Annotated in this window: 19 protein-coding genes; 9 read left to right on the top strand and 10 right to left on the bottom strand. The window is 65.4% G+C overall.

All coding sequences use genetic code 11. The annotated features are described in order from the left end of the window. Window positions 1–75 precede the first annotated feature (75 nt). The 4 genes from ptsP to tilS all read left to right on the top strand — a co-directional run bounded on the left by ptsP (window position 76) and on the right by tilS (window position 5,606). The gene (gene ptsP, locus V2I30_RS12260) at window positions 76–2,358 is read left to right on the top strand and encodes a phosphoenolpyruvate--protein phosphotransferase (RefSeq protein WP_330662460.1); all 2,283 of its coding nucleotides are present in this window, start codon (window positions 76–78) and stop codon (window positions 2,356–2,358) included. A gap of 148 nt (window positions 2,359–2,506) precedes the next feature. Then, window positions 2,507–3,358 (top strand): helix-turn-helix domain-containing protein, encoded by an 852-nt coding sequence (locus tag V2I30_RS12255; RefSeq protein WP_330662459.1) that lies wholly within the window; start codon window positions 2,507–2,509, stop codon window positions 3,356–3,358. 205 nt (window positions 3,359–3,563) lie between these two features. Beyond that, window positions 3,564–4,553, top strand: coding sequence for a tetratricopeptide repeat protein (locus tag V2I30_RS12250; RefSeq protein ID WP_330662490.1), 990 nt, complete (start codon window positions 3,564–3,566; stop codon window positions 4,551–4,553). Window positions 4,554–4,571: 18 nt separating this feature from the next. Continuing rightward, complete coding sequence (gene tilS, locus V2I30_RS12245) at window positions 4,572–5,606, top strand: tRNA lysidine(34) synthetase TilS (protein ID WP_330662458.1); 1,035 nt, start codon at window positions 4,572–4,574, stop codon at window positions 5,604–5,606. A gap of 13 nt (window positions 5,607–5,619) precedes the next feature. On the opposite strand, the gene V2I30_RS12240 is transcribed toward tilS, so the two are convergent. The 5 genes from V2I30_RS12240 to V2I30_RS12220 all read right to left on the bottom strand — a co-directional run bounded on the left by V2I30_RS12240 (window position 5,620) and on the right by V2I30_RS12220 (window position 12,568). After that, complete coding sequence (locus V2I30_RS12240) at window positions 5,620–6,276, bottom strand: L,D-transpeptidase family protein (RefSeq protein ID WP_330662457.1); 657 nt, start codon at window positions 6,274–6,276, stop codon at window positions 5,620–5,622. An 84-nt stretch (window positions 6,277–6,360) separates the two neighbouring features. Beyond that, window positions 6,361–9,150, bottom strand: coding sequence for a phosphoenolpyruvate carboxylase (locus V2I30_RS12235; protein ID WP_330662456.1), 2,790 nt, complete (start codon window positions 9,148–9,150; stop codon window positions 6,361–6,363). Further along, window positions 9,147–10,166 (bottom strand): glucokinase, encoded by a 1,020-nt coding sequence (locus V2I30_RS12230; RefSeq protein ID WP_330662455.1) that lies wholly within the window; start codon window positions 10,164–10,166, stop codon window positions 9,147–9,149. Before V2I30_RS12230 ends, V2I30_RS12235 begins: the two co-directional genes overlap by 4 nt. Beyond that, window positions 10,159–11,646, bottom strand: a complete 1,488-nt coding sequence (gene zwf / locus V2I30_RS12225) for a glucose-6-phosphate dehydrogenase (protein WP_330662454.1) — start codon at window positions 11,644–11,646, stop codon at window positions 10,159–10,161. The genes V2I30_RS12230 and zwf overlap by 8 nt, the downstream gene beginning before the upstream one ends. Before the next feature lie 124 nt (window positions 11,647–11,770). Beyond that, window positions 11,771–12,568, bottom strand: a complete 798-nt coding sequence (locus V2I30_RS12220) for a transglutaminase-like domain-containing protein (protein WP_330662453.1) — start codon at window positions 12,566–12,568, stop codon at window positions 11,771–11,773. Window positions 12,569–12,757: 189 nt separating this feature from the next. On the opposite strand from V2I30_RS12220, the gene V2I30_RS12215 reads away from it, so the two are divergent. From V2I30_RS12215 to V2I30_RS12205, 3 genes are all read left to right on the top strand, one after another. Then, window positions 12,758–13,630: a hypothetical protein gene (locus tag V2I30_RS12215; RefSeq protein WP_330662452.1), complete on the top strand. Its 873-nt coding sequence runs from the start codon at window positions 12,758–12,760 to the stop codon at window positions 13,628–13,630. Between the two features lie 155 nt (window positions 13,631–13,785). Next, window positions 13,786–14,100 carry a hypothetical protein gene (locus V2I30_RS12210; RefSeq protein ID WP_330662451.1) on the top strand — a complete coding sequence of 105 codons (315 nt, stop codon included), beginning with the start codon at window positions 13,786–13,788 and terminating at the stop codon, window positions 14,098–14,100. 150 nt (window positions 14,101–14,250) lie between these two features. Further along, entirely contained in the window at window positions 14,251–15,939 is a 1,689-nt protein-coding gene (locus tag V2I30_RS12205) for an alpha/beta hydrolase (protein WP_330662450.1), read from the top strand. Window positions 15,940–15,947: 8 nt separating this feature from the next. On the opposite strand, the gene rimO is transcribed toward V2I30_RS12205, so the two are convergent. Beyond that, window positions 15,948–17,321 (bottom strand): 30S ribosomal protein S12 methylthiotransferase RimO, encoded by a 1,374-nt coding sequence (rimO, locus tag V2I30_RS12200; protein WP_330662449.1) that lies wholly within the window; start codon window positions 17,319–17,321, stop codon window positions 15,948–15,950. A 68-nt stretch (window positions 17,322–17,389) separates the two neighbouring features. Here rimO and V2I30_RS12195 point away from each other — a divergent pair, with 68 nt between their 5' ends. Next, window positions 17,390–17,788 (top strand): DUF1761 domain-containing protein, encoded by a 399-nt coding sequence (locus V2I30_RS12195; protein WP_330662448.1) that lies wholly within the window; start codon window positions 17,390–17,392, stop codon window positions 17,786–17,788. Here V2I30_RS12195 and V2I30_RS12190 read toward each other — a convergent pair. The 3 genes from V2I30_RS12190 to serS form a co-directional block, all read right to left on the bottom strand. Further along, complete coding sequence (locus V2I30_RS12190; RefSeq protein ID WP_330662447.1) at window positions 17,785–18,915, bottom strand: potassium channel family protein; 1,131 nt, start codon at window positions 18,913–18,915, stop codon at window positions 17,785–17,787. The two genes, V2I30_RS12195 and V2I30_RS12190, sit on opposite strands and share 4 nt — an antisense overlap. A gap of 13 nt (window positions 18,916–18,928) precedes the next feature. Continuing rightward, window positions 18,929–19,684, bottom strand: coding sequence for a 5'/3'-nucleotidase SurE (gene surE, locus V2I30_RS12185; RefSeq protein WP_330662446.1), 756 nt, complete (start codon window positions 19,682–19,684; stop codon window positions 18,929–18,931). Between the two features lie 144 nt (window positions 19,685–19,828). Further along, the gene (gene serS / locus V2I30_RS12180; protein ID WP_330662489.1) at window positions 19,829–21,109 is read right to left on the bottom strand and encodes a serine--tRNA ligase; all 1,281 of its coding nucleotides are present in this window, start codon (window positions 21,107–21,109) and stop codon (window positions 19,829–19,831) included. Window positions 21,110–21,237: 128 nt separating this feature from the next. On the opposite strand from serS, the gene V2I30_RS12175 reads away from it, so the two are divergent. Next, complete coding sequence (locus V2I30_RS12175) at window positions 21,238–21,624, top strand: hypothetical protein (protein WP_330662445.1); 387 nt, start codon at window positions 21,238–21,240, stop codon at window positions 21,622–21,624. Window positions 21,625–21,700: 76 nt separating this feature from the next. Here V2I30_RS12175 and V2I30_RS12170 read toward each other — a convergent pair whose 3' ends face one another. After that, window positions 21,701–22,549 carry a hypothetical protein gene (locus V2I30_RS12170; protein ID WP_330662444.1) on the bottom strand — a complete coding sequence of 283 codons (849 nt, stop codon included), beginning with the start codon at window positions 22,547–22,549 and terminating at the stop codon, window positions 21,701–21,703. Window positions 22,550–22,553 lie beyond the last annotated feature (4 nt).

Below are 22,553 nucleotides of genomic sequence, written 5' to 3'. Positions count from 1 at the left end.
GCGGCCCCGTTTTGCGGCTTGTCTGCCGCCGGTCGCCTTTGCTTTTGCGGCGCCGAAAGTCTAATCGCTAGCGCCATGACCGCCGCTGCCGCCGCCCGACAGATCCTGACCCGCCTGCATGAGGTCATGGCCTCGCGCCTGCACGCTCAGGGCAAGCTCGACCAGGTGGTGGAGATCATCGGCGAGGCGCTGATGTCCGAAGTGTGCTCGATCTACCTGCTGCGCGAAGGAATGCTCGAACTTTTCGCGACCCGCGGCCTCAATCAGAGCGCGGTGCACGTCACCCGCATGGCGATCGGCGAGGGGCTGACCGGGACGATCGCCGACAAGGTGGAAACGCTGAACCTCGCCGAAGCGAAGGCGCATCCCGATTTCAGCTACCGCCCGGAAACCGGCGAGGACAAGTTTCATTCCTTTGCCGGCGTCCCGATCGTCTATCGCGAGCGCGCTGTGGGCGTGCTGTGCGTCCAGCATGTCGATCCGCGGCGCTACGAGGACGTCGAGATCGAGGCGTTGCAGACCACCGCGATGGTCCTGTCCGAGCTCATCACCAATGCCGAGCTCGTGGACGAGGAGGAGGCGCTCGGCCTGATCCCGGGTCAGACCGGTCCGCAGACGGTCGGCGGGCTGACGCTGGTCAAGGGGCTGGGCGCAGGCATTGCCGCCTATCACCGACCGCGCGTGCAGATCACGCAGGTGATGGCCGAGGATACCGAGGCCGAGCGCCAGCGGGTCTACCGCGCCTTCGACAAGATGCGCGAGCAGATCGACGGCCTCACCGGACAGGCCGAGTTCGGCGTCGGCGGCGAGCACGAGGAGGTGCTCGAGACCTACAAGATGTTCGCCTATGACGAGGGCTGGTCGCGGCGCATCAACGAGGCGATCGATTCCGGCCTGACCGCGGAAGCGGCGATCGAGCGGGTGCAACAGCATACGCGCATGCGCATGCGCGAGATCGACGATCCCCTGCTTGCGGATCGGATGCACGATCTGGAGGACCTCGCCAACCGGCTGATCCGCATCGTCGCCGGCCAGCTCGGCACCGCGGCGCAGCAGGGTCTGCGGCAGGACACGATTCTGATCGCGCGCAATCTGGGGCCCGCCGAACTGCTCGAATATGATCGTCGGCGGCTGAAGGGCGTCATCCTCGAAGAAGGGTCGCTAACCGCGCATGTCGTGATCGTCGCGCGGGCGATGGGCTTGCCGGTGCTTGGGCGCGCCAATCTGGGCAAGGGGGGGCTGCGCACCGTCATCCGTGAGGGCGACGAGGTACTGCTCGATGCCACCGCCGCCGCCGCCTCGATCCGCCCTTCCGCGCAGGTCGCCGATGCCTTTGCCGCCCGCTTCGCTAAGTCCAAGAAAAAGCAGGCAGCCTATGCCCAGCTACGCGATGTCGAACCCTTCACCCGCTGCGGCACGCGCATCCAGGTAATGATGAATGCCGGGCTGCGCGACGATATCAGCGCGCTCGCCATGACCGGTGCGGACGGGGTAGGCCTGTTCCGCACGGAGTTCCAGTTCCTGGTCTCCGCCACCCTGCCCCAGCGCGAACGTCAGTTGAAGCTCTACCGCGACGTGCTCGACGCCGCCGGGAACAAGCCGGTCGTCTTTCGCACGGTCGATATCGGCGGCGACAAGATGGTGCCCTATCTTTCCTCCGACATTGCGGATAACGACGAAAATCCCGCCATGGGATGGCGTGCTTTGCGTTTGGCACTCACCCGCGAGGGATTGATGAAGGCGCAGGCGCGCGCGCTGCTCGAAGCGGCGGCGGGACGCTCGCTTTACGTCATGTTCCCGATGGTTTCGGAAGTCTGGGAATTCGATGCCGCAAAAAAGGTATTCGACGAACAGCTCGCCTTCATGCGCTCGAAGAAGCGGCGGGTGCCCGAACAGATCCGCTTCGGCGCCATGCTTGAAGTCCCCGCGCTTGCCGAAATGCTCGATCTTCTGTTGCCGCGCCTGTCCTTCCTGTCGGTTGGAACCAACGATCTTACCCAGTTCCTGTTCGCCGCCGACCGTGCCAATCCCGCGCTGGCACAGCGTTACGACTGGCTTTCGCCCTCTATCCTGCGTTTCATGCGGCGCATCGTGCAGGGCACGATCGGCTCCGACGTCGATCTGGGCGTATGCGGCGAGATGGGCGGGCGCCGGCTCGAAGCGCTGGCGCTGCTCGGCATCGGTTTCAGGCGTTTTTCGATCACCCCCGCCGCCGTCGGCCCGATCAAGGAGCTGGTGCGCCGTGTCGATCTCGCCGAACTGGGCGAAGCGATGACGGCATGGCTGTCCGAGCCGGGCACCGATCTTCGCGCCGCCTTGTCCGACTGGGCTCAGGAGCGTGAGATCGAGACCGATTGACGCGCTGCGACTCCGCCCGGCGACCCTGCCGGGCGTCCTGCCGCGACCTTTGTCTTTTGCACATGGGCAAGCTTGACAGCGAGACTGCAAACACGCCTTCGATTGGCTATAACAATCGCACAAGAACCACGCTAAAGTGGACGGGTTGATGGACAGCGAAAACGAGCAAGCGCAGGACGGCTCCGCCGATCTCATGGAAACCGCCGCGGCCAGCGTGGGCGATCGCCTGCGCGCCGCGCGCGAGGCCAAGGGGCTGGAACTGTCGCACATCGCCGCCGAGACGCGCATTCCCGAACGCCATCTCGATTCGATCGAACGCAGCGACTTCGACGCACTGCCCTCGCGCACCTATGCGATCGGATTCGCGCGCACCTATGCCCGGATCGTCGGCCTCGACGAAAAGGAGATCACCAACGCGGTGCGCGAAGAGCTCGCCGGGGGTGAAGGGCGGCATTCGAGGGTCTCCGGCGGGATGGAGCCCGGCGATCCGGCCAAGCTGCCTTCGACCGGGCTCGCCTGGTTCGGCGGCATCGCAGCGCTGATCCTCGCAATCGGCGTCATATCCTTTTTCAGCACATATTACGGCGCCGGAGCCGATCTGCCCTCATTGATCGCCGAGGGAGAAGGGGCAGTGCAGGAGATCGCGGCGAACGAGGCCGCGACGAGCGACGCAGAGGCGACCGCTCAGGCCGCGCCCACGTCCGAAGGGCAGGTCGTCTTCACCGCGACCGGCGAAGGCGCCTGGGTCCGCTTCTACGAAGAGGGTGGCGAGCGATTGTTCGAAGGAGTTATGGAGGACGGAGACACCTACGAGGTCCCACGCGACGCCGAGGATCCGCGACTTAATACCGGACGGCCAAACCTGTTCGACATCACCATCGACGGCCAGCAGGTTCCTCCGCTTACCGAGGAGATGGTGCCGGTTGCAAGCGCGCCGGTATCGGCGGCGGCACTGCTGTCGCGCGGGCAAGGTGAGGATGTGGCCACCAACGAGAGTTGACTGCATATGGGACTGGGCGTCGAGCGACCAGAACGCGGCGCGCTTTGCCCGATTTCTCGTCGGCTGCCGCTCGACAGGGCGGACGCTTGCAGTCAGATACAGGCCCCAAGCGCCCCGCCATCCGCTACGCTTTCATTTATGCCCCATACATGCTGCCCGGCCGAATAAAGGTGGCAACCAAGGTCAAAGGAGCTTTTTGAGAACCATGATCGTCAATCGCCAGGTCCGTTTCCTCGCCAAACCCGGCGCCGCGCTGTCGCTCGTTCTCGGCGCGGCCATCGCCGCCACCAGCCCCGCGCCTGCCATGGCGCAGGACGATGCCGAAGCGCGGTTGCGAAAGGCCGAGGCGGAAATCCGCGCGCTGCAAAGGGCGGTCTTTCCCGGCGGCGATGGGCGCTTTTTCGAACCGCAGATCACCGCGCAGGGTCCTGGTCCCGCTAGCGGCGCTGTCGGCGCGCCCTCGACCACGGCGGTGACCGACATTCTCGCGCGGCTCGACGCCATAGAGGCGCAGTTGCAACGGCTGACCGGGCTGGGCGAGGAGAACGCCAACGCGATCCGTGGCCTCGATACACGGATCAGCGCGCTCGAAGGATCACGGCTGCCCGCTCCTACCTCCACGCCCGCTCCCGGTATGAGCGCGAGCGCGGCCGGGGGAAGCGCACAGGCTGCCTCGCCGAACGAAACGACGACGAGCGCGTCGCAGATGGCGCCCGAGCCGGCGCAGGAAGCCCCCGCCGTCGCCGGCCCCAGTCCCGAGCGGCTGGCCGCGGTTCAGGCGATCGCCAAGCCGCAGACCGACGATCCCGCGGACGACGAATATTCCTACGGCTTCCGCCTGTGGAACGCCGGTTTCTATCCCGAAGCGCGCCAGCAACTTGCCGCCTATGTCGAGCAATATCCCGATCACTTCCGCATCACCTATGGTCGCAACCTGCTCGGACGAGCCTTCCTCGACGACAACATGCCCGAAGAGGCGGCGCGCTGGTTCCTGCGCAACTATCAGGCGGATCGCACCGCACAGCGCGCGCCGGACAGCCTGCTCTATCTCGCTGAAAGCATGATCGCGATGAACGACACGCGCCGTGCCTGCATCGCGCTTGCCGAATTCGGCGAGACCTATCCCGCGGTCGCGACTGGGCGCCTTTCCGACCAGTACGAGAACAATCTGCGCCGCGTCGATTGCGACGCCTGAGCGGCGGGGCACGCGGGAGTGACAGCGCCGGATGACGGGTGGATCGATCCCGGAGCGGCCGACCCCGCACTGATCCGGCGCTTTGCCGAGACGCTGGGTGAGTTGTGGCCATCCGAGGATCGGACAGGCAGGCTCGGTCTCGCGGTGTCGGGAGGTCCGGACAGCATGGCCATGCTGATCCTGGCGGCGCAGGCCCTTCCGGGCGAAATTGCAGTCATGTCGATCAATCACGGTCTTCGCGCCGAGGCGAAAAGCGAAATCGCCCTGGTTCGCGATGCCTGCGCGCAGCTGGACGTTCCTTTCGAAGCGCGCAAGGTGGAACTCGCGCGCGGCAATCTTCAAGCCCGGGCGCGCGAGGCACGCTATGCGGCGCTCGCGCGCTGGGCGGGGGAAGAACGGCTCGGCGCCATCGCCACCGCGCACCATGCCGACGATCAGGCCGAGACGCTGCTCATGCGGCTGGCGCGCGGCAGCGGGATTGCCGGGCTCGCCGGAGTGCGCGCCTGGGGGCATGCGCCCGGAACCGAAGTGCCGCTCGTCCGCCCGCTGCTCGCCTTTCGCCGCGAAGAAGTGCGCGACATCGTTCGGGCTTGCGGTATCGTGACTGCCGACGATCCTTCGAATGCGGACCCGTCTTTCGACCGAGTGCGGGTGCGGCAGCATCTCGAAGCGCATGACTGGCTCGATCCCCACGCCCTCGCGGCGAGCGCGCGGCATCTCGACGAAGCCTGGCGCGCGCTCGAATGGTATGCCGAGGTGGACTTCGCGGAAATGGCGAAGCGCGAGGAGACGCCCGCGGGCGAGCCGCGCTATCGCTATGTCTGCAACGTGCCGCGCGCGGTCCAGGTCGAGACCGTGTGCCGCATCGTCGCCGCGCTGGGCGGTCAGGTCAGCCGCAGCGAAGCCGGGCGGGCGGCGGACCGCCTATGGCGCGGGGACAACGCCTCGCTCGGCGGCGTCCTGGCGACCTGCGCCTACGAGAAGCTCGAGGGTTCGCCGCTGACGGTCAGGGTATGGCATTTCGCACCCGAGCCGCCGCGGCAAACGCACTGATTCGGGAAGAGCCTCAGGACAGGATGCGGTCGCCGATCTCGGCATATTCGCCGCGGGTGATCACCACCTTGTCGCCGCGCTTGGCGATCGCGAACAGCTTTTCGGCAAAGGGATCGGGCACGCCGATACAGCCGTGGCTCGCATAGCCGTTCATCACTGGCGATCCGTGGATTGCGATCCCGTCCCAGGTCAGCCGCAGCGTCCAGGGCATCGGCGCATTGTCGTATTTCTCCGACACGTTGTCCTTCTCCTTGGTCAGGATCGGGAAAGTGCCGAGCGGGGTGGGGTGCGAGGTGGTGCCGAGCAGCGCCACGGCGGTGCCAATTTCGTGCCCACCGCGAAAGACGCTAACGACGCGTGCTTCGAGATCGACGGTGACGATGAGCGGGCCCTTAGCCGGCGCCCGGCTTTCGTCCCAGAACCAATCGCCGTAGCGGATTGCCCCTTCGATCGGCAGGATCGACTGGATGGTGAAAGGATCGGAGGGCGCGGTCTGAACCCGTTCGGGCGGCAGCGGCTGCACTTGCGGCCGCGAGACCATCTCGGGCGGAGGCACCTGATTGCCAGCGGCGGCCGACGCGCCGGTCAGCACGGCGAGCCCGATTGCGGCGACGCGGTGGAGGGCGCGGCAGGAAGGAAAGACGCACGCTTGTATCATCGCCTGACCCATGGCGATCTTTGTGCGACATTGCCAGCGGGGAAGGGCGGGCCGTCCCTGTGATGGACGCTGCTCGTCCATAGATTAACGCGCGGCTCAGCCATGCGCGCCGAACTGATTGGCGATCGCCGACGAAATTCGCAGCGTCAGGCGATAGGCACGCTCCATCGGATCGATATAGTCGCGCAAGATCGCGCCGTAGCCTTCTTCGTCGCCGCCCGGATAATCCGCGGGCGCGTCCATCGCGAAGTCGCCGGGTGAGGGAAACTGCACGGGGAAAGCGCGCCGCAATTGCGACGTCGCGTCCGCCATGCGCAGGCTGAAGACCATTTCGAGCACGTCCTCGCGGCTTACATCGTTGCGCCGTGAAAACGCCGGGATCGACACGGCGAGCAGGAAGATATGCTGCATCAGCGCCAGGCGCACCGCCTGCGCCGCGCCGATCATCCGGCGCGTCTCCTGCCCGCCCGCGGGGGCACCCTCTTCGGGCAGCACGGCGAGCAGGCGATGAAACTTGAGCGCATCGATGCGCAATCGCGACGCAAGGCGGCGGAACACGCCGGCGCGATCATCGCTTGTGAGATATTCGGCCAGCATCTCGCAGGCGGCGGACAGATGCGGTTCGGTCCCGCGATAGGGACGGCTCGCCCAATAGGCCGAATTGAACAGCTCGCCATAGGCGGCCACGGTCTTGATGCTGGCCAGCGCGTTGGATCGACGGGCGAGCCGCAGCAATTGGCGCCCGCGCGCGCTCTCGGTCAAAAGCGCGGCCATCTCCTCGTAATTGCCGTCCGCCGCCGAACCGATTCCGGCAATGACATTCACCGGATAGCCGAGCTGTTGCAGGATCGCGTTGTGCGGGATGGCGCGGATTTGGCGCAGATTCATGTCGCGATCGGCGCCGAGATCGCTCTGCCGCCGTGAAACGCGGCTGCCCGTCGTGTCGAGCAGGCCGAGACCGAAGGCGGTGACTGCGCGTGAATAGGTCGCGCTGCGCAGGTGACGGCGCTGATGGGCACGGATCGCGCGGTAGAAATCGAGGCTGAGATCGGTGCGGGCGTAGAACGGGTCGTCGCACACTTCGCTGTGCGCCGGCGTTTCGGCGAGGATCCGGGTCAGCGTCGCGCGGGCGAGCGCCGGACCGGCGAAAGCCATGTAGCCATCGCCGCCCTGGAAACTGACCTCGGCCTCCAGTGCAATGCCACGGCGGGCAAAGCGGCTGCGTGCCCACGGACTCAACGGCCAGGTCAGGCGGTCGGCAAAGCTCGAAGGATGCGCGCCGCGGCCCATGCTCTCGCCATGGGTGTTGAATATGAGCGCGGCGACATCGGTCAGCCGATTGTCCGCCATCGCTTGAGCGAGCCGCCCCTGCAATCGCTCGATCGCAAGGCTCGCCGGGATCTGTCCGACGAAGCGCCCGGCGTCGGAAAAGCCGGTCTGGATCGCGATGCGCCCGCGCAAGCGAGCATAGGACCGATATTGTTCTTCCGCGCACAGTGCGTCGAGAAACCGCCCGCCATGTTCGAGCGCTTCCTCAGTCTCGAACAGCGGCGAGACATCGACCTTGTCCTCCACCCCGAACAGTTTCGCGAGGTAGAGCGCGGCAAGGACAGTCGAAGGCTGCTCGCATTCGGCGATCAGCATGCGGACCGGCGTGTCGGCATCGATATGCTGCAGGATCTGCGCGATGGCGAGGAATTGCCGCGTTGCGGTCGACCCCTCGATCGCGAGGCTGGCGAAATTGGTGCGGCGCGGCGTCACTTCGGCGAGCAGGTGGCGCAAGGTCGCCATTGCGCCTTTGCTGGAGAGATCGAGCCGCGGAGTTTCGTGCAAATGGCTGCGGATCGCATTGTGCAGCTGCTTGGCGTTCACCCGGAAGTGGATATGCGCCATGCCCAAGCCGTCGGCGCGCATCACGGCGGCGAGCACGAGAAGATCGCGCGCCCGGCCCGGTGCGGAGTCGGCGCGCGCTTCGCGTTCGAGCTGCGCAATCACATCGCCGAGAGACGTGAGCTTGTCCGGGTTCTCGGCGGTGAGCCGGTTGGCGGCGGCGGAGAGCGCGGCGGGATCGGAAAGATCGCCGGCGAAGTCTTCGGCGCTGCGCCTAGTATGGGCGGCGGCCGCGTCCAGTGTCGCGGCAAGATCGTGTTCGGCGTCGATCTCGCGTAACTGATCGGCATATCGCGCAAGGCGCTGCGCTTTTTCCGACAGGCGGAAACGGATCGATGTGTACCAAGCGATGTCGGTGCGCCCGTCCATGTCGTATCCGACCCAGCTGGCGAAGCGGAAGGGGAGGGGGCGCAGGCTCTGCCAATTATCGGGCCAGCGCTCGCTCGCATGCGATAGGATCTCGCGCAGCATCGCGGTGCGCGCGTCCTGTGCGTGCGCGATCGCGGCCATGGCGCGCTCGTGCTCATATTCGAGTGTGATCGCGGGCCGGTTGGTGTCGCCGGTGCAGTCCCCCGTTTCGATATGAGAACCTTGCGTCACCGCCGCAACCACCGCCTGCGTCTGCTGAGGCGACAGCAGGAAGGTGGGGTGGGCAGTGAAGACCGCATGCAGGTACGGCCGTTCCCAGCGCGTCCGGAACGCCTCGAAATCCGCCTCTTCGCTGAGCAGTTCGCTGAGCGTCTCTTCGTTCGCATCGCCCGCGACCGGGCCAATCAGCGCCTTCAGACGATCCGCGCGAGCTTCGAGGCTGGCGCATTCGAGTTCGTCCGCCAGCGCCTCGAATGCGTCGAGATCGAGCGTGCCGTTTTCGAGCAGGCGCGAGAGGTCGAGGCCGAGCTGAAACACCGGATTGAACAGCGGCGTCTCGCTCGTGTGCTCATGCAATTCGCGCAGGCGTTCGGACAGATCGGCGACGCGGGAGAGTGGCCGGGTCACGGGGCGGACCCATCCATCGGCATTTCCGAGAAGAATGCCTGCGCCGCGCCGAGCAGACCGGGCTGGGGATGGGTCACGAGCTTGATCGGCACGGTCTCCATCATCGCGCGGTAGCGGCCCTTTGCGGTGAAACCTTCGTGGAACGCCGGCGCGGCGAGCTGCGCGCGCAGCCGCAGCCCGAGCCCGCCGGCAATCGCCACCCCGCCGGCGCCATGCGCCAAGGCGTAATCGCCGGCCACGCGGCCCAGCGTTGCAACGAAATGCGCGAGCGCGCGCGCCGCGAGCTGATCGTCGCCGGCCATGCCGCTGCGCCAGATTTCGAGCGGTTCGGGAGCGTCGTCGAGCCTCGCGTTACCTTCATTTGAACCGAGCGCCGCGTAGATCGCCGCGATGCCGTCCCCCGAGATGACACGCTCGAGCGAGACGCGCTCGTGACGTGCGCGCAGCAGAGCGAGGATCCGGTCGTCGATCTCGTTCACCGGGGCAAAGTCGATATGCGCGCCCTCCGTCGCCTGGACCAGCGCCCTGCCTTCGTGCCAGCGAAAATGCGCGACTCCAAGCCCGGTGCCCGGGCCGATCACGCTCACCGTTTTCGCGCGCGGGAGGGGCTGCCGCGGTCCGGCGATGTGGACCAGTCCTTCGCCGCCCGCGAGAGCCGCCACCGCATGGGCCACCGCCGCGAAGTCGTTGAGAAGGAGGAGTTCGCTCAATCGCAGGTCGCGCCGCATCTCGTCGGCGTCGAAATGCCAGTCGCCATTGGTGAGCTTGAAACGACCCCGACCGGCCGGCCCCGCGAGCGCGAATGCGGCCTGCTGGAAATGCATACTCGGCACGCGCTCGCAATAAGCGGACCACGCTTCGCCGAAGGTGGAATAGGCGCCGGTTTCCAAAATGACGGGATCGCTCAGTTCGATTTCGCCGGCAGAGCCGAATTGGGCATGGGCGAAGCGGGCATGGGTTCCGCCGATATCGGCAATCGCGAGGGGCGAGGCCGGACCGGGCGTGCCCTCATTCATGCCAGCTGACCCCGTCGCGTTCGATCAGGCCGATGGCCGCGCTCGGGCCCCAACTGCCGGCGGTATAAGTCCGGGGGGTCACTCCGTCCGCCACCCACGCGGCGCGGATTGCGTCGATCCACTGCCACTGCGCCTCCACTTCGTCGCGCCGCACGAACAGGGTCTGGTCGCCCTTGATGAGATCGAGCAGCAGCCGCTCATAGGCGATCCGCCGCTCGCTTTCGGCAAAGGCATCGGGCAGCGCGATCTCAAGCGGCACTTCGCGCAGGCGCACACCTTCCTGATCGAGCCCGGGAACCTTGGCCATCAGCGAAAGGGTCACGTTCTCCTCAGGTTGGATCTCGATCAGCAGGCTGTTGGGCTGCAATCCGTTCCCCGGCGCCTCGAAGATCGAATGCGGCACGCAGCGGAACTGGACATAGATTTCGGTTACGCGCTCGGGCAGACGCTTGCCGGTGCGCAGGTAGAAGGGCACGCCCTTCCAGCGCCAATTGTCGACATGGGCTTTTATGGCGGCGAAGGTCTCCGTGTCGGACGCCTCGCCGAGCTCCTGATCATAGCCGGGCACCGCTTCGCCTGAAATCGCTCCAGCGCGATATTGGCCGGTGACGGTCTCATTCGCGGCGACAGGGCGCAGCGCGCGCAGCACCTTGACCTTTTCGTCGCGCACCGCGGTCGCATCGAAGCTGGTCGGGGGCTCCATCGCCACCAGCGCAAGCAATTGCAGCATGTGGTTCTGCACCATGTCGCGCAGCGCACCCGCATCGTCGTAGAAGCTCACCCGGCCCTCGAGTCCGACGGTTTCCGCGACCGTGACTTGAACATGCTCGATGACGTTCGAATTCCAGATTGGCTCGAACAGGATATTGGCGAAGCGCAGCGCGAGCAGGTTCTGCACCGTTTCCTTGCCGAGATAGTGGTCGATCCGGAAGATGCGGTCCTCGGGAAAGGCGCGCGCGACCGCATCGTTGATCTCGCGGCTGGAGGCAAGATCGCTGCCGAGCGGCTTTTCGAGGCACATGCGCACCTTGTCGCCGGTAAGGCCCGCCTGACGCAGGCCCTCGATCGTCGGACCGAAGAGGCTCGGCGCGGTCGACAGGAAGATGGCGAGCCCGCCCCTATCGCCATCCGCGGCGCCTTCGGCGCCAACCTTTTCGGCCAGCTGATCGAACCCCTCGGCGGTGCTCGCGTCGAGCGGCTGGTAGCTGAGGCGGTTCAGGAACTGGGCCATGCTGCCGCGCCGCCGTGCGGGCAGATGTTTCTCGAGCGCCTCGCGCGCCATCTGGCGAAACTGCGCATCGTCCATCTCGCTGCGCGCGGTGCCGATGATCGCGAGCTTTTCAGGCAATAGACCGTCCGCATCGAGCGCGCAGAGCGAAGGAATCAGCTTGCGCCGCGCCAGATCGCCGGTCGCCCCGAACAGCAGCAGCCGGTCGGCCGCGAACGTATTGGCATCGTCGCTGATGGAAGCATCGCTCATCAAGGGGCCCCTTTTGCTCCTCAGCCTAGCGCCAGTGCTACGACGCAGCAATCGGCCTTGGACGGCACCGCGTGCAAGGCGGGCGGGCGAGTGGGGGCAAAGACGACGGCAGGTTTGTGGTGGCTCACGCCCCGTCGACTTCGACCTTGCTATACTCGAATTGCATCGGCGCGAAGCTCGTCGCGAAGGACACGTCGGCAGCGTCGCGTCCGACCCCGATCTTCACCGCGCGCGGCAAGTCCGCCATCCCCGTGGGATCGACCAATTGCCAAGTTCCGCCGTCCTTCATCGCGGGGTCGGCGAGAAACACTTCTCCGATCGCGTGGAAATCCTGCGGATCGACGCCCGGCGCATAGCAGGCGACATAGCGCGCCGGGATCGTCGAGGCGCGCGCCAGCGTGACCAGCAGATGCGTGAAGTCCCGGCAGATCCCAGCCTTGGAATGGAAAGTGTCGGTCGCGGTGGTGCCTGGCCCGCTCGAACCCAGGCGATAGTCGATCGTTTGTTCGATCCAGTCGCGGATCGCCGCGATGCGCGCGCCGCCGGACGTGCCGCCGAACTCGCTTTCGACGAAGGACAGGAACTCGCTCGAGTGGCAATAGCGCGATTCGAACAGATACTTAACCGCCTGCCCGGGCAGCTTGTGCGGCGGGAGAGCATCGAGGCCGGCGAGCTCGTGCACCTGACGCTTCACCTCGACCCGCGCCTCGTAGCTCACCTCGATCCGCCCTTCCGCACGTAGCCACAACCGCTCGCCGATATTGTCCTGTGCCGGGACCCGGATGACATTGTCTGCGGGATCGATCCGGCAGTTGACGTCCTGCACCGTCTGTTCGGGCAAGTGCGCGGCTTCGAACTGCAACAGCAGCGAGGCGGGTTGCTGCATGGTGAGGGCGAAGCCGGAAGAAATCTTGGTGTCCATAACCTTCCCAACGCGCGCCTGCCGCGATGTTCCGAAGCATGTTTAAAAAATCGGTCCTGCAATCGGTCTTTGTCCCATCTGGGATATTCAGCCGCCCCTTGGCGGTCTGTAGCTGGGCAATCCTCATCGATACGGGGGTGAACCGGTGGCAGGGGGCTGCCGGCATTCCCGGTTTGGAGGATCGTAATCATGAAGACTCTCGTTTCCGCCGTCTTCGGCACCGCGTTTGCTTCCGGCCTGTTCCTGGCCGCTACTCCCGCCGAAGCGGGGCCGTTCGACCGGTTGAAGAAAGCGGCGCGCGACGTCGAGGAAGCCGCCGAAGACGTGAGCGAGGCCGCCGAGGCGGTCGAGGATGTGCGCCGCACCAAGGGGCGCTCACTGCTGGGCGCTGCCGGCGCGGTCACGGGTGGCCGGGGCGCCGCCGTCAACCAGGCGATGCGCCAGCGCGGCAACTATCCCAAGACCGCCAAAGGCAAACCGCATGCCGGCCGCGCGGGCGCTCCGCCTGCCAAGTTCACGCAGCTGACCAAATGCGGCAGCCACACCATCTCGAACGTGATGATCGGTCAGCTGGGCAAGTATACCTGGCAGAACGGGCTGAACGAGGAATCGGGCACCGGCCTGCTCAATCGCGAACAGGTTTCGGCAACGGGCGGTTGCATCATGCCCTCGCTCGGCACCTACGACACGCTCTATTTCGAGGTCCCGACCGCGCAGCTCGCCAAGTATCAGCGCAATTACGAAATGCAGTGCATCAACGCCTCGACCGGCAAGATGAACGAGGACAACCTCAATCCCGCCGCCCACAATATCAAGGGCAAGGACATCATGCTGCATCACGGCAACAGCGCAGGCTACACGCCGACGGCCGGCGGCTCGATCTCCGATCGTTCGGGCGCGTGGGATGCCGATCTGAAGAAGCGCGGCATGACCATGTTCGGCTTCAATATGCCCGCATTGCACACCGACAGCGGCACCGATTTTTACTGTCAGTATTACAATGATGCGACCGGCGAGAGCATCGCCGCCTTCATGTATCGTCGCAGCGCCGGCAACCGCTGACGCGCTGCTTTTCGAAATCGCCGCAATGCAACTTAAGACTTGCCCTGACGCATTGCGGCGTGCGGCGGCCGAGAGGGTCCCGAACGCGATCCTTGCGGGATACCGATCGGTCGCCGCGCTTCTTCATTCTTACTTGATCCGAAAGGACATTCGCCATGCGTCTTCTCATCGCAGGTGTCAGCGCCACCATCGCGCTCGCCTCCAGCCCGTTCATCATCGCCCCGCTCGCCGCGCAATCGGCCTCGAGCTCGGTCGCCAAGGACGGCTCGTGCCCGACTGGGTTCAAAGCGAGCGGCTCCAACTGCATCTCGGACGATAAGGTCGCGCTGCCCAAGCTCGGCTCTTGCCCAACGGGCTTTCGCGCCTCGGCGCGTTACTGCGTCGCGGATGAGGGCAAATATGCCGAAATCCGCAACGGTTCGTGCCCGACCGGGCTGAAGACTTCGGGCCGCTACTGCGTGGGCAGCTAGCCGCCTATGGGTCCGGCTCCCCTGCGCCCCCATTGCAGGAGGGGCCGGGCCCGCCAGGCGATTGTGCGTGCCGGCGATGGCGTATATGCGCGACGCGTGCGTGAGGGCGGCGGAGCGGCCGCGGGTTAGCTCGCGGCGGGAGGAACGAGAATGACGGCAGGCAGACGTCCCGAACGCAGCGGCGCGGCCGATCTTGACGCGCCCGAATTGCAGGCGGTGGTCGCGAAGGCCTATGCCGCGATCGCCGAACCCGAAAGCTTCGTAGCATTGCTCGGCGAGATGATCGACGCCGACGAGAAGCTCGGCGGTATCGGCAGCCTCGCCGACATGCATTTCGCCAATGCCGAAGCGATCTTCGACAAGGTCTATCCGCTGGCCGAGGCCGATTACGGCTCGATGCTGTCGCATCTCGAAAACGACCTGGAATGCGATCTCGCGCTCGATCCCTCCTTCCGCGTGCTGATGGTGAATACGCGGGTGTTCGATGGGCTGGAGCGCGACGCCTATGCGCCCGAATGGCTATTTGATCCCGTCCTGCGCGATAGCGACATGGCTCGCCTGCGCCGCGCGGCGGAAGGGGATGAGCGGCTGTTCCTGCGTCTCTTCACCGATCCGGACGACGATGCCGGGCGCTGGTTTTCCGCTTACCGCGTGCCGATCGGCGGGGTTCATATCATCGCGCTTCAGGCCGTGCGGCTGCGCTGGGACGAACGCAACGCCGATGCCTTTCGCGCCGCTTTCGAACTGACCGAAACCGAAACCGCGCTCTTCCGGCATATGGTCACCGGCGGCTCGACGCGCGAATTTGCCGAGATGCGCGGACGCAGCGTCGGCACTGCGCGCAACCAGCTGAAAGCGTTGCAGAAGAAGCTGCAGATCAATTCCAAGGAACAGCTGCTGCTGCTTTATGCCGGCTTCATCAGTTCGCTCGATCCGGTGACCGAGAAGGACCCGATCGAGCATGTCTGCGCGAACCTTTATTGCAACCCCGACGGGCTGACCATCGCCTGGGAGGAGCAGGGCGATCCCGAGGGGTTGCCGGTGCTGTTCTTTCATGCGCTCGAAGGGCCGTTGCTGACCCCGAAGGTCGAACGCGAAGCGGTCGAAGCAGGCTTGCGGATTATCGGGCCGTGGCGCCCGTTTTACGGCGGGACCAGCGGCGTCAAACAGGGACCGGGTTCGCCCGAAGAGTTCGCCGGGCGGCTGGCCGAACTGCTCGACCACTTGGAAATCGAACGCTGCACCGCGCTCGGCACGCAGGCCGGAACACCGTTCCTCGCCGCCTTCGCGCAGGCCCACCCCGATCGCCTGAACCGCACAATTGCCGCCGGCCCTTTCCTACCGATCGTCGAAAGCGAAGATTATCGTTTCCTGCAGACCCGCCAGCGCACCCATTTCCGCATCTGCCGGATCGCGCCGGGCTTCGCGCGTGTCTATATGCGCGCGATGCTGGCGAGCATGGGGACCGGCGAATTCCATCGCTTCGTCGAGGATTATTACGACAATTGCCCGCGCGAACTGGCGACGGTGCAGCGCCCTGACGTCGTGCGCAATTTCCGCCGGGCCGCCAATTACGTGCTGCCGCGCGGACGCATGGGGCCGGGCGACACCATGCTGACCTGGTCGGCGCAATGGGGGCATCTGCTGGAGGGGCTGAGCGAGCGCATGATGATCCTGCTCGGCAGCGAAGACGCCAACACGCCGACCGAATTCGCGCGTCTTTCCGCTGAGCGCTTCGGGCTGGCCGAGCCCATCCTGATACCCGACGCGGGCAGCTTTCTGATCGAAGATCAGCCGCGCGCCGTGTTCGAGGCGGTGCGCGCCACTTTCGACGCCTGACCGGCGCTTCAGGCCATTACGCCGAACAGATCGTGCGCGTCGGCATCCTCGATCCGCACATCGACGATTGCGCCGGGCGCCAGCGTTTCGGGCACGTTGCGCAAGTAGACCGCGCCGTCGATCTCAGGCGCATCGGCCTCGCTGCGACCCGTCGCGCCGATATCGCCGTCCTCATCCGCTTCCCCGACCTCGTCGATGATGACCGGCAGCGTGCGCCCGACCTTGGCGGCGAGCTTGGCGGCGCTGATCCGCTCGGTCACTTCCATGAGGCGAGCGTAGCGTTCCTCCTTGAGCGCTTCGGGGACCGGGTCGGGCAGATCGTTCGCCGCCGCGCCTTCGACCGGTTCGAAGCGGAACGCGCCCACCCGGTCGAGCTGCGCTTCCTCGAGCCAATCCAGCAGATAGGCGAAGTCCGCCTCGGTCTCTCCGGGGAAGCCGACGACGAAGGAAGAACGGATGGCAATTTCGGGACAGATTTCGCGCCAAGCCTTAAGCCGGGCGAGCACCTTCGCCTCGTTCGCCGGACGCCGCATGGCCTTTAGCACGCCGGGCGCCGCATGCTGAAACGGGATGTCGAGATAGGGCGTCAGCAGCCCCTCGGCCATCAGCGGAATGACCTTGTCGACATGGGGATAGGGATAGACGTAATGCAGCCGCACCCAGGGCGCGCGGCCCTCAGGCGTGCGTAGCTGGCCGAGCTCGCGCGCAAGGTCGGTCATATGGGCGCGCACCTCGCGGCCCTTCCAGCTGCGCGTTTCGTGCCTCGTGTCGACACCATAGGCCGAGGTGTCCTGGCTGATCACCAGCAATTCGCGCGTCCCCGCCGCGACCAGCTTCTCCGCCTCGCGAAGCACCGCGTCGATCCGGCGGCTCGCCAGTTTTCCACGTAATTGCGGGATGATGCAAAAGGCGCAGGAATGGTTGCAGCCTTCGGAAATCTTGAGGTAACTGTAATGACGCGGGGTCAGCTTGATGTCGGGCTGAGGGATGAGGTCTACGAAGGGCCCCTGCGAGGGCGGGGCATGCTCGTGCACCGCTTCGACCACTTGCTCGTATTGGTGCGCTCCGGTGACGGCGAGCACTTGCGGATGCGCGGCGCGGATCGCTTCGGCCTCCTCGCCCATACAGCCGGTGACGATAACGCGCCCGTTCTCGGCAATCGCCTCGCCGATCGCGGCCAGGCTCTCCTCCTTCGCGCTGTCGAGGAAGCCGCAGGTGTTGACCAGCACCACGTCGGCCCCGGCGTAATCGGGGCTCATCGCATAGCCATCGGCGCGCAGGCGCGTGAGAATGCGCTCGGAATCCACCAGCGCCTTGGGGCAGCCGAGCGAAACCATGCCGACGCGCTTGGCGTTGGGGAGCGACGTAGTGGGGCTATTCATGACGGGCGGCGCCCTACACCTTCCTCCACGAATGCGCTAGATCGCTTCGGATAACCGGGGAGACGCCAATGAACGATTTCGCCTTATGGCCTGTGTTGGCCGGAACCGCCGCCTTCTTCATTGTCGGCGCCATCTGGTACGGCGTATTGTTCGGCAAGGCGTGGCAGCGCGCTGCGGGTCTTTCGGACGAGCAAGTTCAAAGCGGCAACATGGCACTGATCTTCGGCCTCACTTTCGCCTTCGAGATGCTTATCGCGATGGTGTTGTGGCATCTCATCGCGCGCACCGGTGCGGCGCCGCATGTGGTGATGATGATGGCGTTGGGCTTTGCTGTCGGGATCATGATCCCGGCGATCGGGATCAATTATCTCTATCAGCGCAAGAGCGGCCTGCTGTTCGCGATCGATGCCGGCCATTTTGTTGCAGGGATGGCAGCGATGGGCGGGGTTTTTCTGCTGTTTCTCTAGCCGGCTTGCGGCACGGGCGGCGGGGTCGCTCCCCCGTTGTGCCCGTCGCCGCGCTCGACGCCCTGGTCCGAAGGCACGATCTCGACGATGACGTCGCCGGGCTGAAGGTTCTGGCATTCATCTTCCCAGAATCCGATCGCGCGCCCGTTGCGATAGACGCGCAGACCTCTTCCCCCGGTGCTGAGCTCGGTTATCGCGCAGCCGCATTCGTCCTGCGTCACCACCCGCTCGACCAGCTGGACCCGCCCCGAGACCGAGGCTAGGTCGGCGAGGTAGTCGGCGATATGAGGACCATTGGCGCTGCCGGCGAGCAAAAGGCCGGTAAAGCGCACCGGGTTGATGACGTTGTTGGCGCCCGCTTGGCGAGCGAGCAATTCGTTGTCGTCGGCGCGCACCACCACGCTGATCGGCACTCTGGGTGCGAGATGGCGGACGGTCAGCACGATCAGGATCGAGGTGTCGTCACGCCCGGCCGAGACCAGCACGTTCTTCGCCTCCTGAATGCGCACCGCCTTCAACGTCTCGTCGCGCGTCGCGTCGGCGGCCATGACGTTGACCCCCAGCTTTTCCGCCTCGCGCAGTCGCTCCTCGCTGGGATCGACCACGACGATACACTCAGCCGTCGTGCCGCGCTCGATCAGTTCCTCGACGCTCTGCGAACCCGAGACGCCGTAGCCCAGGACGACGACGTGGTCCGAAAGCTGTTCCTGGATGCGGGCCATGCGCCATTTCTCCCAGCTGCGCTTGATGATGAAATTGTAGGCGGTGCCCACGAAGATGAAGAAGACGGCGAAGCGGATCGGCGTGACGATAATCGCTTCCTTGAGCCGCGCTCCGTCCGAGACCGGATGAATGTCGCCGAACCCGGTGGTGGTGACCGAGATCATGGTGAAATAGACCACGTCGAGGAAGCTGATATCCCCGTCGACCACGTCGACCAGGCCTTCGCGATCCCACCAGTGGATCATGATGACCACGAACAATAGGAAGAACGCCGCCCCGAGCCGCATCGCGACATCGGCCCAGACCGGCAGTCCCAGCGCGCGGCGTAGCGGCTTCAGCCGCTTTTGCACCGGGTGGCGCCCGCGCTGCTTGGAGATCGTGTTCTGTGGTTCGCGCCGTGCCATCGTCAGAGCCGCATCATTCCTCGAAGCGGCGGCCGAGCGTGTCGATGCTCGAATAATGGGTGAGGTCGAGCTGCAATGGGGTCACCGCGACATGGCCGTCGTCGATCGCTTCCAAATCGGTGCCGTGGTCGAGCGTGTGCTCGATCGCATGCAGGCCGAACCAGAAATAGCGATGTCCGCGCGGATCCCTGCCTTCGACGATGCTCCCGCGCAAATAGTCGTGAAAACCCTGGCGAACGACGCGGATGCCCTTGGCGGGCCCTGGCGGAAAGTTCACGTTGACAAGGGTGCGATCGGCAAAAGGCGCGTCTAGCAGCGGCTGGATCACCTTCGGGCCCCATTCGCGCGCGTTGACGAATTCGGCGTCGGTGTCTCGGGTTTCGCCATTGTAGACCTGGCTCAGCGCGATCGAGCGAATGCCGGCGAGCGCCCCTTCGATGGCGGCGGAAACGGTCCCGGAATAGGTGATGTCATCACCTAGATTGGCGCCGCGATTGACTCCCGACAGGATGAGATCGGGTGGGCTATCGAGCACTTCTCGAAGACCCATCATGACGCTGTCGGTCGGCGTGCCGGTGACGGCAAAGCGCCGGTCGCCGAATTTCTGCAGACGCACCGGCTGGTTGAGCGTCAGCGAATGGCCTGCACCCGATTGTTCTTCGGAAGGCGCGCAAACCCAGATGTCGTCGGAGAACTGCGCGGCGATTTCTTCGAGCACGGTGAGACCGGGGGCGTGATAGCCATCGTCGTTGGTGACGAGAATGCGCATCTCAAAAAGAACCCCGCTCATGCTGAGGAGAGCGGAGGTTGAAAGCCGAGGCTCGTCTCGAAGCACGCTGGCGCGGGCCGCCCTTCGAGAGGCACTCAGCCTCCGGCTTCGCGCTCCTCAGGGTGAGCGGATTAGCAATAGCGATCACTTTCCAGGCTCCAATTTCGTCACGCCGCCCATGTAGGAGGCGAGCGCCTCGGGCACCACCACGCTGCCGTCCGCCTGCTGGTAATTCTCGATCACGGCGACAAGCGTGCGTCCAACCGCGAGGCCGGAGCCGTTTAAGGTGTGGATGAATTCGGTCTTCTTGGAGCCTTCAGGCCGATAGCGCGCATTCATCCGCCGCGCCTGAAAATCGCCGGTGTTCGAGCAGGAGCTGATCTCGCGATAGGCACCCTGTCCGGGCAACCAGACTTCCAGATCGTAGGTCTTGCGCGCGCCGAAGCCCATGTCGCCGGTGCACAGCAGCATGCGGCGATAGGGCAGGCCGAGTGCTTCGAGCACCTCCTCCGCCGCGCGCGTCATGCGCTCATGCTCGGCCTCGCTCTCCTCGGGCCGGACGATCGAAACGAGCTCGCATTTTTCGAATTGGTGCTGACGAATGAAGCCGCGCGTATCCTTGCCCGCCGCCCCCGCTTCGGAGCGGAAGCAGGGCGTAAGCGCGGTAAGGCGCATAGGGAGCGCGGCGTCCTCGAGGATTTCTCCCATGATGCTGGCGGTAAGGGAGACCTCGGCGGTAGGGATGAGCCAGCGGCCATCGGTGGTCTGAAAACTGTCTTCCGCAAACTTCGGCAGTTTGTCCGTCCCATACATGGCCTCGTCGCGTACCAGCACGGGCGGGGCGCATTCGGTGTAGCCGTGCTCGGACACCTGCCGGTCGATCATGAACTGGCCGAGCGCGCGGTGGAGCCGTGCCATGGGTCCGCGCAGAAAGGTGAAACGCGCACCCGAAAGCTTGGCGCCGGTCTCAAAATCCATGCCGAGCGCGGGCGCGATGTCGGCGTGTTCCTTCGGCTCGAAGTCGAAGCTGGGCTTTGCCGCCTGAACTTTCTGTTCGACATTGTCGCTCTCGTCTTCGCCCTCCGGGACGTCGTCAGCGGGGAGGTTCGGGATGCGGGCGAGCGCGTCCTGCAACTGTTCGGCCAGCGCCTTTTCGTCCGATTCCAGCGCGGGCATGTCGCCCTTGATCTGCGCGACCTCGGCCTTGAGCGCTTCGGCTTTTTCGGTGTCGCCATCGCGCATGGCCGCGCCGATGGCTTTGGAGGCTTCGTTGCGGCGGCTCTGTGCCTCCTGGAGCCGCGTCGTCAGCGCGCGCCGCTCCTCGTCGAGCGCGAGGATCGCCGGTGCCACCGGCTCCGCGCCGCGCCGCGCCAGAAGCCTGTCGAAACCGCCCGGATCGTCGCGGATCATGCGAATGTCATGCATGGCGACGAGCCTATGCCCGCTGGCCCGGTTCATTGGAAGCAGGTTTTGCCCTTCTCACATCGTTCGCGCCGATCCTTTCGGAACCGGCATGCGGGGCCGCTCATTGAGTAGGGGTAAGGAGAAACACCATGTTACGGAACCTCGTCGGAGCCCTCGTCGGCTCGCAAGTCACCAAGCAGATCCCTATCGCCGGCGGTACAGCAGGCGCTATCCTAGGCAGCGCCATTCCCTTCGCATTGCGACGCATGAGCCTGCCGGTCATTCTCGCGGTGGGTGCGGGCGGTTATTTCTACAAGAAGCATCTCGACAAGAAGCGCGTCGAGGAAAGCGAAGTCCAGGTTGGCGGAACGAGCATCGACGGCAAGAGCCTCGACAAGCTGCCCGCTGAAACCCCTGTCGGCGAAACCGATGGCAAGACCAAACCGGCAAAGGACGTGGCGGACGCCGGATCGCCGTACGCGCCGCTGGTCAGCGGCGGCGGGGTCGATGCGACGCCGGTGCCGGTAAACGGCTGATCCAAGATACGATTGTGAATAAGGGGCGGGTGTCCATCAGGACGTTCGCCCCTTCTTTATGCGCGCGACGGAAATATCAGGTCGCGGCCAGCATGACTGCCGCCGAGGCGCCCGAAAGCTCGCCCGCATCGACCGTCAGACGGTCCGGCCGAGCGGCTCCGGGATAGGCCTTCGCGAGCAGCGCCAGCGCCGCCTCGATCCGGGAATGCAGCATCTTGTTTTGCGCGGCGATTTCATCGGACGAACGCGCGAATTCCTCCGCCGCCGCGCGGTAGAAGCCGTAGCCATCGAGATAGGGCGCATAGAGCGGCTCCTCCCGCGCTTGGCGATACATGCCGCCCGCGCGCTCGATCTGATCCGCGATGACCTGTCCGGCGACGACCGCACGCGAGGACGCGCTGCCTGGGCCCTTGTCCCGCGCGCTGCTCAGAGCGACGAGTATCTCCTCGGCCTGTGCGTCGATCGCCGCCACCTCGGCGCCGTCCAAAGCCGCGCGCGAGGCCGCGTTAAAAAGCGGCTTCATATCCGCGACCCCGCGTTCGGCGAAGACAGGCTCCATCTCCAGCAGCACTTCGGAGACCGGATGAGCAAACATTTCGGCGGCCGCTTCCCTTTCGCCGATGCGGTAGGCATCGCGCGCGGCCAGCACATGCGCCCCGGCCAATGCGAGCGCACTTGCGTAAGCGACCGGATCGCGGCCGGCGGCGGTCACATCGATCCCGCCCTCGCCGCTTTCTCCCGCTTCGCCAGCCTCGCCTGCTTCGCCGGCCTGCGCCGCCTGCGTGACGGTATCGGGCGTCTCCTCGCTGCACCCTGCAATACCGAGGCCGGCGAGCGCGCTCGCGACGCCGAGCCGCCTCCAGGTCGTCAGTTCGACTTTCAATTCCTGTACTCCCGCTTTACCCGTCACGTCGGCGCCGTGCATAGTT

Source organism: Erythrobacter sp., from assembly GCF_036351135.1.
In the GTDB taxonomy this organism is placed as follows: Bacteria; Pseudomonadota; Alphaproteobacteria; order Sphingomonadales; family Sphingomonadaceae; genus Erythrobacter.
This window is presented reverse-complemented; position numbering and strand designations above follow the sequence as displayed.